Source organism: Methylocystis sp. S23, assembly GCF_054106005.1.
Genome location: NZ_CM134185.1, coordinates 319448 through 332500, shown reverse-complemented (window position 1 = coordinate 332500; position 13053 = coordinate 319448). Strand labels below are relative to the sequence as shown.

Here is a 13053-nt window from a genome sequence, read left to right as displayed (position 1 = left end):
GTAACTTCGGGATAAGGAGGCCTTCGGCTCGCGCAAGCGGGTCGGAGGGCACAGACCAGGGGTGGCAACTGTTTAACAAAAACACAGGGCTCTGCGAAATCGCAAGATGACGTATAGGGTCTGACGCCTGCCCGGTGCCGGAAGGTTAAGAGGAGGTGCAAGCCTTGAATTGAAGCCCCGGTAAACGGCGGCCGTAAATATAACGGTCCTAAGGTAGCGAAATTCCTTGTCGGGTAAGTTCCGACCTGCACGAATGGCGTAATGACTTCCCCGCTGTCTCCAACGTCAGCTCAGTGAAATTGAATTCCCCGTGAAGATGCGGGGTTCCTGCGGTCAGACGGAAAGACCCCGTGCACCTTTACTGTAACTTTGCATTGGCATTCGTGTCGGCATGTGTAGGATAGGTGGTAGGCTTTGAAGCATGGGCGCCAGCTCGTGTGGAGCCACCCTTGAAATACCACCCTTATCGTCATGGATGTCTAACCGGGCGCCGTCATCCGGCGTCGGGACAATGCATGGTAGGCAGTTTGACTGGGGCGGTCGCCTCCCAAAGAGTAACGGAGGCGCGCGATGGTGGGCTCAGAGCGGTCGGAAATCGCTCGTCGAGTGCAATGGCATAAGCCTGCCTGACTGCGAGACAGACAAGTCGAGCAGAGACGAAAGTCGGTCATAGTGATCCGGTGGTCCCTCGTGGAAGGGCCATCGCTCAACGGATAAAAGGTACGCCGGGGATAACAGGCTGATAACCCCAAGAGTCCATATCGACGGGGTTGTTTGGCACCTCGATGTCGGCTCATCACATCCTGGGGCTGGAGAAGGTCCCAAGGGTTCGGCTGTTCGCCGATTAAAGTGGTACGTGAGCTGGGTTCAGAACGTCGTGAGACAGTTCGGTCCCTATCTGCCGTGGGTGTAGGAGAATTGAGAGGATTTGTCCCTAGTACGAGAGGACCGGGATGAACATACCTCTGGTGGACCTGTTGTGGCGCCAGCCGCAGTGCAGGGTAGCTATGTATGGACGGGATAACCGCTGAAGGCATCTAAGCGGGAAACCCACCTCAAAACCAGTTCTCCCTCGAGAGCCGTGGAAGACGACCACGTTGATAGGCCGGGTGTGGAAGCGCAGCAATGTGTGAAGCTTACCGGTACTAATCGCTCAATTGGCTTGATCGCTCTCATTTATCAACGCCCATCGCGCAACAACGGCGCAATGAGCAAACGGAAAGACCGGAAGCGAAATAGCGAATAGGGAGTAGCGAATAGCAATAATTCCATTCGCCACTCCCTATTCGCTATTCGCCCCTTGCTTCGAAATGTGTTTCGCCGGCCTGGTGGCCTTCGGCGAAGCGATCAGACCCGATCCCATCCCGAACTCGGCCGTCAAACGCTTCCGCGCCAATGGTACTATGTCTCAAGACCTGGGAGAGTAGGTCGTCGCCAGGCCTGCCAAACACATCAAATCCTCTTCAGCGATCGCGCATGCAAATGGCAAGCGAATAGGGAGTGGCGAATAGCGAGTAGACTAAACTATTCGCCATTCGCCACTCCCTATTCGCTCCTGCCGCGGGGTGGAGCAGCCCGGTAGCTCGTCAGGCTCATAACCTGAAGGTCGTAGGTTCAAATCCTACCCCCGCATCCAGGAAAACAAACCCATTCGCCATCCCCCTACGCCGTCGTTGACCGCAGACGGACGCGCGCGTAACCTCCATAAAGCAGTGGGTTCCTTCACAATAAATCTTTACCCAGGATTCTCGCTTCTCCTCCGCCCAGTTGCCCGCAATCCGTCCCGCTCCCCCCCCCAGACAAGGCGACCAAAGGTCAATCTTGCCAACTCAATGCCTCGAACTGGTCGCGGAATTGTGATAGGCGAGGCCCCTCAAAGCCCGGCGGCCTTGGTTAGACTGACCCTGAAGCGGTTCGCCCAAATCCTTTCGCGTCGGGAACAGAAGCGTCGCTTCGGCCGAGCCGCTGGCATGTCGCCGTAAGGCTAGTCGTACGTCACATGCTTGCGCATCGACAGAGACTCGTTCCGTCTGGCGCCGTGATCGAAAGGCGGAGTGGGAGCACAAACATGTTGAAGGATCGATTCCTCAGGCGCCTTGGCAAGAAAGCCCGAAAAGGACTGCGGGGATGGCCAATGGCGACGATTGCCTTCTATGGTCCGAACCTAAGCCAAGCGACAAAGGTCGTTGTCGGCGTCGCGCCATCCGAGAATGGGGCGATCGAAACGTTGCGCGATTGGAAGGTTGAACAGGGCGACGTCCGCGCCAAGCCTGAAATTATTCGTGGAATACTTCAATTTATTGAGAAGCATGAGGTGCGAACCGTGACCATGACCGATGGCGTGATCGGGTGTCCTCATCAGGAAGGAATCGATTATGAAGGCGAATGGCGCCCGATCTGCGAATTTTGGCGCGGACGGGATCGCTTTACGGGACAGATCGTCCATTGACCTTGGGGAAATCAATATAGCGGCGCAACGAGACCCCGATCACGCCTAGGACGCGGCTCCGCGGCAGGGCGCCGCGCGGCGTTTCGGGGCCCGCCTCACGGCGGAGCGCCGCAGCCGCTGCGGCCCGGCGAAGCCGTGAGGAGCATGGCGCATCTGCGCGCCGTCCCGATCCTCGGCTCGTCCCGGCCCCCGCCGAGCGTCATGGGCTGAGGCGAGCTACGCCCGAGAGTCGCGGGCGTTTTTCAGTCGCGCATTTGCCCGGCCGCTATTCCGTCTTTGCTTCTTTCGCCGCGGGAGCGGAGGCGACCAGGCGTTTCAGGAGCTCGGGGTCGACCATGCGCCCGACAATGGGGTGGATGCGCACATCGCCCTGCTTCACAACCTGGCTGAAATTGGCGAGCACGGCGGAGGCGAGTTTCTGCGAGGGCGCGATCACGTCGAGCAGCCAGGCCTTGTCGCCGCTCGCCCAGTCCTCGGGCTTGAGGCGGATCGGAAAGACGCCGGCCTTAATCTGCTCGCGGATTTTAGCGTCGACCTCGTCCGAAACGCTCGCCCAGATGGCGACGCCAGCCATTTGTGCGCCCGCTTGCGGCTCGTCTCCCTCGATGTCGCCTTTCGCCGGCGCCACGGAAGCGATGGCGATGCGATCGCGCATAAGCGGATCGATGACGAGCGATTGCAGATCGGCGAGAGACTGGTGCCGATAGCGCGGCACGGCCGACATGGCGAGCACGATCTGCCCCGCCGCCGCATGCAGTCGCGCGCGAATGTCCGCAATCTGCCGTTCGGCGGCTTTCTTGTCGGCTGGCGGCGACGCCCCGTTACCCTCCGCGCCATTGCCCTTGTTAAAAAGACCTTGCTCCATCGCCATAATTTACTCCCGCAATTCATTTCAGACCGCAGCATTCATGCCCAACAAATGCGAGCCTTACAATAGGGAAGCGGAGCCGAAAGGCGAGATTATTGCGCGCGGAATCGAAGCAGCCTGAAAAGAAAAACAGAAACGCGCGGTTACGACAGGCGCGAATGCAGTCCCCCGCTCATCAGCGTTCAGACGAGGCTTCGCCTCGTATCCTGGATCACGCTGCGTTTAGGCGGAATCGCCTGAACGCAGTCGAATCTATTCTCCACTTGGCGTCGATGCGCCGAACCATTTGTCTTTGACTTGTTCGAAATGCTCGGCAGGCCGATAGGCGGGGGCGTGGCTCGCCAGCATCCCGGCGGAGAGTTGGCCGGTCGCGGCCAGTATGGCGTAGGACGCGACAATCTGATCGCGTTGAGCGGTGACGAGATTGACGCGGGCGTCGAGCAGGGCCTGCTGGGCGTTGAGCACGTCGAGCGTGGTGCGCTGGCCGAAAAACGCTTCGTCGCGCACCCCTTTCAGGGCGGCTTCCGCGGATTTAACGGCCGCGAGCGTCGCAGCGATGGAAGCCTTGGCGGTTTTGAACTGGCTGAAAGCCTGCACGACATTGGCGCGAACGGCGTTGCGCTGGGCGATGGCGTGGATGCGCGCCTGACCGAGCTGCTCCTTCGCCTGCCGGATCGAGGAATATTCGGCGCCGCCCTGATAGAGCGGCACATTGAGCTGGCCGCCGACCTGCGCGGAGAGTTGGCGTGTGCCGGGAATCCCGAGATAAGAATCGATCTGCTGATTGACTTGGACAGTCACCGCCGCGGTCGGCAGCAGCGCGCCTTCCTGCACCTTGACGGCCGCCTCGGCGGCGTCGATCTGATGCAGGGCCGCGGCGATCCCCGGATGCTGCGTCATCGCCTGTTCCACGGCCTCGTCGCGAGACTTCGGCAGCAAGGCGTCGATTGGCGCGGCCGGCTCGAGCCGCGTCGGCGCTTCGCCGATCACGCGGACATAATTCGCGACGCTGATTTCGAGGGATCCCTGCGCGATCGCGAGATCCGAATGGGCCTTCGCCAGCGAGGCTTGGGATTGCGCCACATCCGTCACCGTCACCTCGCCGACGGAGAAGCGGTCGCGCGTCACGCGCAACTGTTCGAGGAGCACGGCGATATTGCTCTTGCGCAGACGAAGCACCGCCGTGTCGCGCAGAACATTCATATAGGCGGTCGCCGCGTCGAGCAGCGTTTCCTGTTCCGAACCCCGCATCGCCTCGCGGGCCGCAAGGACGCCGGACTCGGCCTGTCGAATGGAATTATCGGTTCGCCAGCCGTCGAATATGGGCGCCGAGAGGCCGAAGGAGGCGCCGCGCGGATAGCCGAAAAGCTGTTCCTCGGAGAAAAGGCGCAGGTTGTTGCGATCGCGTCCGGCCGGCTGCCGAATCTTCGAGAATTGCGGTCCGCCGTTGACGGAGACGTTCGCCCGGGGACGCATGCCCGCCGCGGCTTTCGGAACGTCCTCGTCACGGACTCGAACATTGGCGCGCTGTTCATTGAGGTCGGGATTGGCGACATAGGCCTTGGCCATGGCGCCCGCTATTGTTTCGGCGGCGGATTGCCCGGGCGCATATGCGAGGCTCGCGGCGAAGAGGACGCCGAGCGCGCGCGCGCAAAGCCGGCCTTGCGGACTATCTTCAAAACTTCTGTTTGAATACATGTCGCCAACAATCGAAATTGACTCGACAATCCGTCTATCTTTCCTTCATCGCGCGCGACGCCGTCTCGACGAGCGGTGAAAACAGATATTCGAGAATCCGTCGCTTGCCCGTTCGGATCTCCACAGTGACCGCCATGCCCGGAGTCAGCGGCACGTCCACCCCGTCGATATTCATCGACGATCGCTCGGTGACGAGCGTTATCGGGAAGACGAGGTTCTGGGTGCGTTGCGCGCCGGCAAAACCATTCGACTTTGGCGGATGAACGAGATTCCCCTCGATATTCTGGGCGTCCGGCTCCGGAATTGCGTCATGGGCGACGCGCGTGACGCGGGCGTCGAGCGTTCCATAGCGGGTAAACGGAAAGGACTCGATCTTCACGACCGCCGTCTGGTCGCGCTTCACGAAGCCGATGTCCTTATTCTGGAGGTAGCATTCGACTTCCAGCGTGGCGTCGTCGGGAACGATGCGCATCAATTCCTCACTGGTGTTGAGCACCTGATTCCTGGTGGTCACGGAAAGCCCCAGCACCGTCCCGGAGATGGGGCTTTTCAAAACCATGTGCCCCGTCTTCTCATGCGCTTTGACGAACTTCTGGCGGAGGTCGTCGATTTGCCGCTCGACCTCTGAAAGCTTTTGATCGTTCTCGGCGAGAAAGGCGCGGATCGCCTTGCGTCGCTCCTTGACGAGCACATCGGCCGCGGCGCGCGCCTCGGCGAGCTGTCCTTTTTGCGTCGCGAGGGCGGTCTGCTGAGTCTGCAACGACTCGATGGCGTCGATGACGGCCGCCCTGGGCGCCGAGCCGCGGGCAAGAAGGTTCTGACGCATGGTCACGCGCTGCCGGAGCGTCGTTATCAGCGCTTCCTGCGCGCGCAAGGTCGCTTCGAGGCGACGTTCCTCTTCTTTCCTTTGGGCAAGTTGCGCGTCCAGGCTTTGAATGGCCGCATGGAGCTGCGCGAGGTCGCCGTGAAGCACGCGCTCTTCCCGCTGGCGCATGGCGGCGGGCATATCCGTCGGCCAGGCAATCGGAAGCGGGTCGGAAAGACGCATCCTTTCCACCGCGTCGATCGCCATTCGCCGGCGCAGGCTCTCGGCGCGGAACGCCGCGAGCGCGCTTTCTGAGGCCTCTTCATCCGCGCGCGCTTCCGCCGCGTCGAGCTCCACCAGCAGATCGCCAGTCTGAACATGTTGCCCGTTCTCGACGTGAACCGCGACGACGCGGCCCGTCTCCAGCGGCTGAATGGTCTTGACGCGGCCGGTCGGCTGGATCTTCCCTTGAGCGATGGCGATGATGTCGATTTCTCCGAAATAGCTCCATGTAAGGGCGAAGGCCGCAAGCAGGCAGATCGACCAGATCAATGTGATGCGAACCGGAGAGGGCGGCGTCTCGAGGATGGCGAGCGCGGCCGGCAGGAATTCGCGGTCGTCGCGCACGCCTTTGGCGAGAAGGGTCCGTTTCGCCCAGTTGCGCCAGCCAATGGCGTCGCTGATCATGACGCCCTCGTCAGATCGTTCTGCAACGACCAGAGATGGGCGTAGAGACCTTTCGGGTTGCGCAGCAATTCGTCGTGAGGCCCGACCTCGACGATCCTGCCCTCGTCCATTCCGATGATGCGGTTGCAGTGACGCACGGCCTGGAGTCGATGCGCGATGATGATCACCGTGCGTCCTTTGACGATCTGGAACATATTCTTCTGGATCAACTGCTCGCTTTCATAGTCGAGCGCGCTCGTCGCTTCGTCGAAAATCAGAATGGGCGGATTGGTGGCGAGCGCCCGCGCGATGGCGATGCGTTGGCGTTGGCCGCCGGAGAGATTGGCGCCGCGCTCCTCGATGATCGTGTCGTAGCCCTGCGGCAGACGCGTGATGAATTCGTCGGCGCCCGACAGGCGCGCCACGGCCATTGCTTGCGCTCGCGTCATCGTCGGATTGGCGAGGACGATGTTGTCGTGAAGCGAGCGGTTGAAAAGGAGGTTCTCTTGCAGCACGACGCCGATCTGCGCGCGCAGCCAGGCCGGATTGGCCTGCGAGACGTCGACGCCGTCGACGAGAACCTGACCGGCCTCGGGCATGTAGAAGCGCTGAACGAGCTTGGCGAGAGTGGACTTTCCCGATCCCGACCGACCGACGACGCCGATGACCTCGCCAGGCCGGATCGCGAGGGTGACGCCCTTGAGGATCTCCGGCCCGCCAGGTTTATAGCGGAAGGTCACGTTGCGGAATTCAACCGCGCCCTTGGCCGGCGGCAGGCTGCCATGGGCGAGATTGAGCGGTTCGGTCGGCGTGTTGAGAATGTCGCCAAGCCGGTCGATTGAAATCTGAACCTGCTGGAAGTCTTGCCAAATTTGCGAGAGCCGCAGGATCGGCTGGGCGACCTGTCCGGAGATCATGTTGAAGGCGACGAGTTCGCCCACTGATATTTCGCCGTCAATGACGGCCTTCGCGCCGAAGAGCAGCAGAGCGGCGTTGGTGAGCTTGGTCACATATTGGATGGCCATCTGCCCGCCCGAGCCGATCAGCCCGGCGTCGAAAGAAGAGCTGACATAGGCGGCGAGCCTCTCCTCCCATTGCGACTGGATCATCGGCTCGACGGCCGCGGCCTTGATCGTCTGCACGCCCACGATCGCCTCGACCAGCATTTGCTGACTTTCCGCGCCGCGATTGAATTTCTCCTTGATCGTCTCCCGCAGGATCGGCCGCACCAGAGCGGCGATGAGGATGTAAAGCGGGATCGACGCCAGCACGATCAGCGTCAGCTTCCACGAATAAGCGAGAAGAACGACGATGAAGACGACGGTGAAAAGAATATCGAGCGCCGAAAACAATCCCTGGCCGGTGAGGAAGGAACGAATGGTCTCGAGCTCGCGCACCCGCGCGACGGTCTGTCCCGCCGAGCGCGTCTCGAAATAGTTCATCGGCAGGCGGAAGAGATGGAAGAACAGTCGCCGGCCGAGCTCGACGTCGATACGGTTTGTCGTGTGGGACAGCGCATAGCTGCGCAAATACTGAAGGACGACGTCGAATATGCCCACCACCGCCAGGCCGCCAACCAGAACGAAGAGCGTATCGTAGCCTTTGTGGCTCAGCACCTTGTCGATGACGACTTGGAAAAACAGCGGCGTCACCAAGGCGAAGATCTGCACGAAGAAGGAAGCGAGCATGACGTGGGAGAGCGGGCGCCGGTAACGCCAGATCGACGGCAGGAACCATTTGAGGCTGAAGGTTTGCGGATCGACGCCGGCGCCTTGAAACCGGCGGGAGACGAGAATCGCCTCGCCCGCGCATTCCTCGAAGAGCTGATCGAGCGGCAGCATGCGGTCGCGCCGGGTGATCGGGTCGACAAGCCTGAACGCGCCCGACGGCATCAGACCGCCAAAGACTTCATAGGCGCCGCTGCGCATCTTCAGTATCGAGGGCGCCGGAAGCGCCGCCAATCTTTCCTTCTTCAGCTTGGAAATGATGCGCGCCTTCAGTCCCACGATCTGCGTGGCGCGGACAATGGCGCCCGAATCCGCCAACGCCTCTCCGAGCGCGAGTTCCCGGCGCAGCAAGGCTGGATCCGCCATGATGCGAAAATAGGCCGCGATTCCGGTCAGCGCCTGCAAGCCGGAATCCGCTTTCGCCTTTGTATCGGAGGCGTCAGCCATGACGGCGGACGGCTAATGACGGCGAAGCGGCGTTACGCGCGGATGCGCTTTCAACATGCCGGGTCGAACGAAAGCCAACTCTCTTGGAAACCCTCATCACAAACGCACCGACGCTTCGCAATAAAATCAGCTCGCGGGAGCGGCCAGGATCGAATCGGCGCTCGCCGTCGACGGAGTCGCGATTATCGCTTCGGCCGCCGCGATATGCGGATCGAGCAGCGCCGTCCACGTATTGAAAATCGCCGTCGCCGCCGGGCTTTCCGCCAGAAAGCGCGCGTCGCCCGGCAGGATCGACGACGCATAGCTTGGCTGCGCGTCCTGATAGATGAACGGCGTCGCCGCCGAGATCGGCGACAAGGATATTGTCGCGGCATAGGGCTTATCGCCAAAGGCTGACATATCCGCCTTGGATATGGTCGATATCGGATCGACCGGATAAAGATCGGTAGGCACGACGGCGCTTGTCGTCTCATCCGCCGGCGTCGAGGGCGGAATGTCGGCGGTCGTTATTGGATCGATCGGATAAAGATCGGTGGGCACGACGGCGCTTGTCGTCTCGTCCGCCGGCGTCGAGGGCGGGATATCGGCGGTCGTTATTGGATCGACCGGATAAAGATCGGTGGGCACGGCGGCGCTTGTCGTCTCGTCCGCCGGCGTCGAGGGCGGGATGTCGGCGGTCGTTATTGGATCGACTGGATAAAGATCAGTAGGCACGACGGCGCCGGTCGGCTCACTCGATGGCGCCGAGGGCGGCTCCGCCGGATGAAGATCGACAGGCGCAGCGGCGCTTGTGAGGGCGCCCAACGGCTTTGACGGCGGAGGATCGTCGGATGTCGGCGGCTCTTTCGTCGAGAGGGCGGATGCAGAGGCTTGGGCGCTCGTCCCGAGCAAGGATCCGCTTGCGGACGCGCTCCCGTCGGAAGACTCCGGGAGGGGCGGCAATTCAGCCGATTTCTCCCACGAGACCTCTACTTGCGGGGAGGAAAGCGCGCTTGTCGAAGCGTCCCCCCCATCCAGCGTCAGCCCCGCGCTCGTGCTCCCATCCAGATTTTTTTCAACGCCGGACGACGCGGCGGTTTGCTGGATTAATAGGAAGAAGAGAGCGACATTGGGATCGAACCCCGCATTGACGAGAAAAATATAAGGCAGCCAAAAGTTCGGAGTGTCTCCCGCCGCGGGCGGGATTGATCCGTCGCCGGCTGAGGTCGCCGCGGCGACTGAAGTCCCATCCGCGCCGATGAAGTCGGATTTGTCGCTCGGCATTCGAAATAACCTCGCTCAATTATTACTTAGCTATTTGCGCGCATGAAGCCGCAATTTCTGTTGAGAATGGTCGATGAGCGTCACCGTAGCAGAATGAAGGCGCCCGTCAATGATTGAATTTACGAGGTTTTCCCCGCTGGACGACCAGACGCCGACCGCCGCGCCTATCTCGATATAAATGCTTATGTTTTCACCTCGGTCATCCGGCGGCTTCGGCGTAGCGGACTACAGCTTTTCCGAAAGCGCCGGGCTTCGGAAGCGGCGGCGACCGAGCGATTCCGGTCTTGTCGGCTCCTTCTGCGGACACGCTGATCAGGGATGACGGCGAACCGCTCCAAGGTTGGCGAAGGCGATAATGCGCTTGCGGGCGCGGCCGGCACTGACACACATCGGTCATCTATCATGACCTTCGGCATAAGACATTGATTCCGATTTCGCTTCTCGGCCCTGCGACAATCTGTCCCGTTTCTAATGCCAGGTTTGTCACGGACAGGCTTGACACTTGTGCAATGCAGCAATATAACAGTGCGACGCAGCGAGAGTTGTCTCGCTCCGTAGCCCTCCTTGGGCGTTTCCTCCCTTGACTTGGGCCGCTGGCTTTCCGGCGGCCCTTTTTTTGCGCTCATCCGATCAAATGGAAGAAGGAGCCGGAGACGCGGCCCTGCCTGAGGCCGGCGGGCGCATCGTCCTCGCTATAGGCGTCTCTCGCCAGCGCAAAGGGGTCGCCGGATTCTTTCAGCACCGACGCATAGTGAAATTCGTGACCGCGCAGCGCGCCCCCCGCCGGGCCGAGAACATGATCCGCGGCAAGGCGCGCGCGGCGATAGCCGAGACGCAATTTTCGCTTCGCGAAGCTCGTCTCGAGCGCGAGCAGCCCCGCCATTTCATGCGCGTCGCCCCCGGCGTCGACGAGCGCCCGCCCGAGGACCATGTAACCTCCGCATTCGCCGTGAACCGGGCGGGTCTCGGCGAACCGCCTGAGTCCGGCGAGAAACCGCCCCGCCTGGGCGAGACGGCCGGCATGCAGCTCCGGATAGCCGCCCGGAAGCCAGCATAGGTCGCAATCGGGAGGCGGGGGATCGTCGGCAAGAGGGGAGAAGAAAAAAAGCTCGGCGCCGGCCATGCGCCAGGCGCGAGAGAGATGCGGGTAGAAAAAGGAAAAGGCGTCGTCCCGCGCCACGGCGATTCGCTGTCCTGGCGGCCGAAACGCCGCCGCCGGCGCGCAAAGGGGCGGCGCGGCCGCGCCGGCGGCCGCGGCGAGGGCGGCGAGATCCACATGCGCCTCGATGAAATCGGCGAGCGCCTCCAATCGCATCTCGAGATCCGACGTCTCCTCCGCCTGGACAAGGCCGAGGTGACGCTCCGGCAGCCCGACGCGGTCGTCGCGCGGAAGAGCGCCGAAGACCGGGAATCCCATCCCCTTCAGGCCGGATGCGACAAGGCGGCGATGTCGCTCGCCGCCGACCCGGTTCAAAACGACGCCGGCGATGCTGATCCTCGTATCGTATGTCGCGAGGCCGTGAATGACCGCCGCGCCGGTCTGCGCCTGGCCGGAGACGTCATGCGCCAGCAGGACCGGCCAGCCGAGGAGCGCGGCAATGTCCGCGCTTGCGCCAATGCCGCCGGCCCCGCCGGGGGCGCCGTCGAACAGGCCCATCGCGCCTTCGGCGATGATGATATCCGCGCCTTTGCCGGCGCTCGCCGCGAGCTCGGCGATCCGCGCGGGCTCCATGGCCCAGGAATCGAGATTGAGGCTGTCGCGCCCGGTCGCGGCCGCATGGAAGGCGGGGTCGATATAATCCGGCCCGCATTTCACGGCGCCGACCCGCAGGCCGCGCCGCGTCAGGGCGCGCATCAGCCCGAGCGCAAGCGTCGTCTTGCCGGACCCGGAGCGCGCCGCGCCGATCAGCAGGCCGGGGGTCGTCACGCGCCGCCTCTCGGTCGGAAGCGCCGGTCATAGCCCGCGTCGTAAAGCGCGCTTTCGCGGAAATCCTCGGCCCCGAGCGATGGGCCGACAAGGATGAGCGCGGTGCGCTCCATGGGCGCTTCGGCGGCGCGCGATTCGATGTCCGACAGAGAGCCCCGGACGATGCGCTCGTCGGGCCAGGAGGCGCGATAAACGAGCGCGACGGGACAATCGGCGCCGTAGAAGGGCGTCAATTCCTCGACGACCTGCGAGAGGACGTGAATGGAAAGATGGATGGCGAGCGTCGCGCCGGATTGCGCGAAGGTCGCGAGCTTCTCGCGCTCGGGCATGGCGGAGGCGCGGCCCGAGACGCGCGTGAGCACGAGAGACTGAGCGACCTCGGGCAAGGTGAGCTCGCGGCCGAGCGCGCTCGCCGCCGCCGAGAAGGCGGGGACGCCGGGCGTCATCGTATAGGGAATGTCGAGCGCGCGCAGCCGGCGCGTCTGTTCGCCCGTCGCGCTCCAGATTGAGAGATCGCCCGAATGCAGCCTTGCGACGTCAAGCCCGGCGTCATGCGCCGCCTTCATCTCGGCGACGATGTCGTCGAGGGAGAGCGGCGCCGTGTCGACGATGCGCGCGCCCGGGGGGCAATGCGCAAGAATTCCAGCGGGAACCAGCGAACCGGCGTAAAGACAGACAGGGCAGCGCGCGATCAGCTCGCGGCCGCGAATGGTCAGTAGATCGGCGGCGCCGGGGCCGGCGCCGATGAAATGCACGGTCATTCTTCTTCCTCGGCGCTGACGGCGAGCGCGCAGGCGGCGTAAGGCGTCGCGACGCGCGGCGCTAATAATCTGCTTCCTTTTCCCGCGCCGACGAGCGCGGCGGCTTCCGCCACGCTGCCGACGCCGAACATGGCCTGCACGCGCGGGGAATGCGTGGGCGCGGCGCCTCTGCGCGCCTTCAGCGCGTCGAGCGGGAGAAAGACGAGCTCGACGCCGAGCGTCTTCGCCGCGTCGTGCAGGCCTTGCTCCTGCGCCTTGCTGTCGAGCGTGCAGAGCGACACTTGCGAGAGCGGCGCGCCGTGCCGCGCGGCGACCGCGCGCACCAGATCGACGATCGCCTCCGCCGCCACGCCGCGACGCGCGCCAATTCCCGCCGCATATCTCATACGGTTTCCGCCTGATCGCTTCGCGACAATGCTGGCGCCGTCATTGCGCGGAGCGA

General features: G+C 62.8%; 9 protein-coding genes, 1 tRNA gene and 2 rRNA genes (1 of these 12 running past the window's edge). 4 read left to right on the top strand and 8 right to left on the bottom strand.

The window, feature by feature from the left end; translation table 11 throughout:
• The 4 genes from ACV7JP_RS01595 to ACV7JP_RS01580 form a co-directional block, all read left to right on the top strand.
• A 23S ribosomal RNA gene (locus ACV7JP_RS01595) occupies positions 1-1170 on the top strand; it begins 1768 nt to the left of the window's first position.
• Between the two features lie 154 nt (positions 1171-1324).
• Positions 1325-1440, top strand: a 5S ribosomal RNA gene (gene rrf, locus ACV7JP_RS01590).
• Between the two features lie 119 nt (positions 1441-1559).
• Positions 1560-1636: transfer RNA gene (locus ACV7JP_RS01585), tRNA-Met, on the top strand.
• A gap of 498 nt (positions 1637-2134) precedes the next feature.
• A complete protein-coding gene (locus ACV7JP_RS01580) occupies positions 2135-2449 on the top strand; it encodes a hypothetical protein (protein WP_457797534.1) in 315 nt (104 codons plus the stop codon).
• A gap of 265 nt (positions 2450-2714) precedes the next feature.
• Here the strand turns inward: ACV7JP_RS01580 and ACV7JP_RS01575 are convergent, their stop codons facing one another.
• The 8 genes from ACV7JP_RS01575 to ACV7JP_RS01540 all read right to left on the bottom strand — a co-directional run bounded on the left by ACV7JP_RS01575 (position 2715) and on the right by ACV7JP_RS01540 (position 12997).
• The gene (locus ACV7JP_RS01575; RefSeq protein WP_457797533.1) at positions 2715-3320 is read right to left on the bottom strand and encodes a toxin-activating lysine-acyltransferase; all 606 of its coding nucleotides are present in this window, start codon (positions 3318-3320) and stop codon (positions 2715-2717) included.
• Positions 3321-3569: 249 nt separating this feature from the next.
• Positions 3570-5015: a TolC family outer membrane protein gene (locus ACV7JP_RS01570; protein WP_457797532.1), complete on the bottom strand. Its 1446-nt coding sequence runs from the start codon at positions 5013-5015 to the stop codon at positions 3570-3572.
• 34 nt (positions 5016-5049) lie between these two features.
• Entirely contained in the window at positions 5050-6507 is a 1458-nt protein-coding gene (locus ACV7JP_RS01565; protein WP_457797531.1) for an HlyD family type I secretion periplasmic adaptor subunit, read from the bottom strand.
• Positions 6504-8660, bottom strand: coding sequence for a type I secretion system permease/ATPase (locus tag ACV7JP_RS01560; protein ID WP_457797530.1), 2157 nt, complete (start codon positions 8658-8660; stop codon positions 6504-6506). Before ACV7JP_RS01560 ends, ACV7JP_RS01565 begins: the two co-directional genes overlap by 4 nt.
• Before the next feature lie 126 nt (positions 8661-8786).
• Positions 8787-9374, bottom strand: a complete 588-nt coding sequence (locus ACV7JP_RS01555; protein WP_457797529.1) for a hypothetical protein — start codon at positions 9372-9374, stop codon at positions 8787-8789.
• A 1171-nt stretch (positions 9375-10545) separates the two neighbouring features.
• Positions 10546-11850 (bottom strand): cobyrinate a,c-diamide synthase, encoded by a 1305-nt coding sequence (locus ACV7JP_RS01550; RefSeq protein ID WP_457797528.1) that lies wholly within the window; start codon positions 11848-11850, stop codon positions 10546-10548.
• Positions 11847-12611, bottom strand: a complete 765-nt coding sequence (cobM, locus tag ACV7JP_RS01545) for a precorrin-4 C(11)-methyltransferase (RefSeq protein ID WP_457797527.1) — start codon at positions 12609-12611, stop codon at positions 11847-11849. The genes ACV7JP_RS01550 and cobM overlap by 4 nt, the downstream gene beginning before the upstream one ends.
• Positions 12608-12997: a cobalamin biosynthesis protein gene (locus ACV7JP_RS01540; RefSeq protein WP_457797526.1), complete on the bottom strand. Its 390-nt coding sequence runs from the start codon at positions 12995-12997 to the stop codon at positions 12608-12610. The genes cobM and ACV7JP_RS01540 overlap by 4 nt, the downstream gene beginning before the upstream one ends.
• Positions 12998-13053: the final 56 nt, after the last annotated feature.

What these genes read in the sequence shown, in the direction of transcription:
- ACV7JP_RS01575 (WP_457797533.1), bottom strand. Translation starts at nt 3,320, where the DNA reads ATGGCGATGGAGCAAGGTCTTTTTAACAAGGGCAATGGCGCGGAGGGT.
- ACV7JP_RS01540 (WP_457797526.1), bottom strand. Translation starts at nt 12,997, where the DNA reads ATGAGATATGCGGCGGGAATTGGCGCGCGTCGCGGCGTGGCGGCGGAG.
- ACV7JP_RS01565 (WP_457797531.1), bottom strand. Translation starts at nt 6,507, where the DNA reads ATGATCAGCGACGCCATTGGCTGGCGCAACTGGGCGAAACGGACCCTT.
- cobM (WP_457797527.1), bottom strand. Translation starts at nt 12,611, where the DNA reads ATGACCGTGCATTTCATCGGCGCCGGCCCCGGCGCCGCCGATCTACTG.
- ACV7JP_RS01570 (WP_457797532.1), bottom strand. Translation starts at nt 5,015, where the DNA reads ATGTATTCAAACAGAAGTTTTGAAGATAGTCCGCAAGGCCGGCTTTGC.
- ACV7JP_RS01560 (WP_457797530.1), bottom strand. Translation starts at nt 8,660, where the DNA reads ATGGCTGACGCCTCCGATACAAAGGCGAAAGCGGATTCCGGCTTGCAG.
- ACV7JP_RS01580 (WP_457797534.1), top strand. Translation starts at nt 2,135, where the DNA reads ATGGCGACGATTGCCTTCTATGGTCCGAACCTAAGCCAAGCGACAAAG.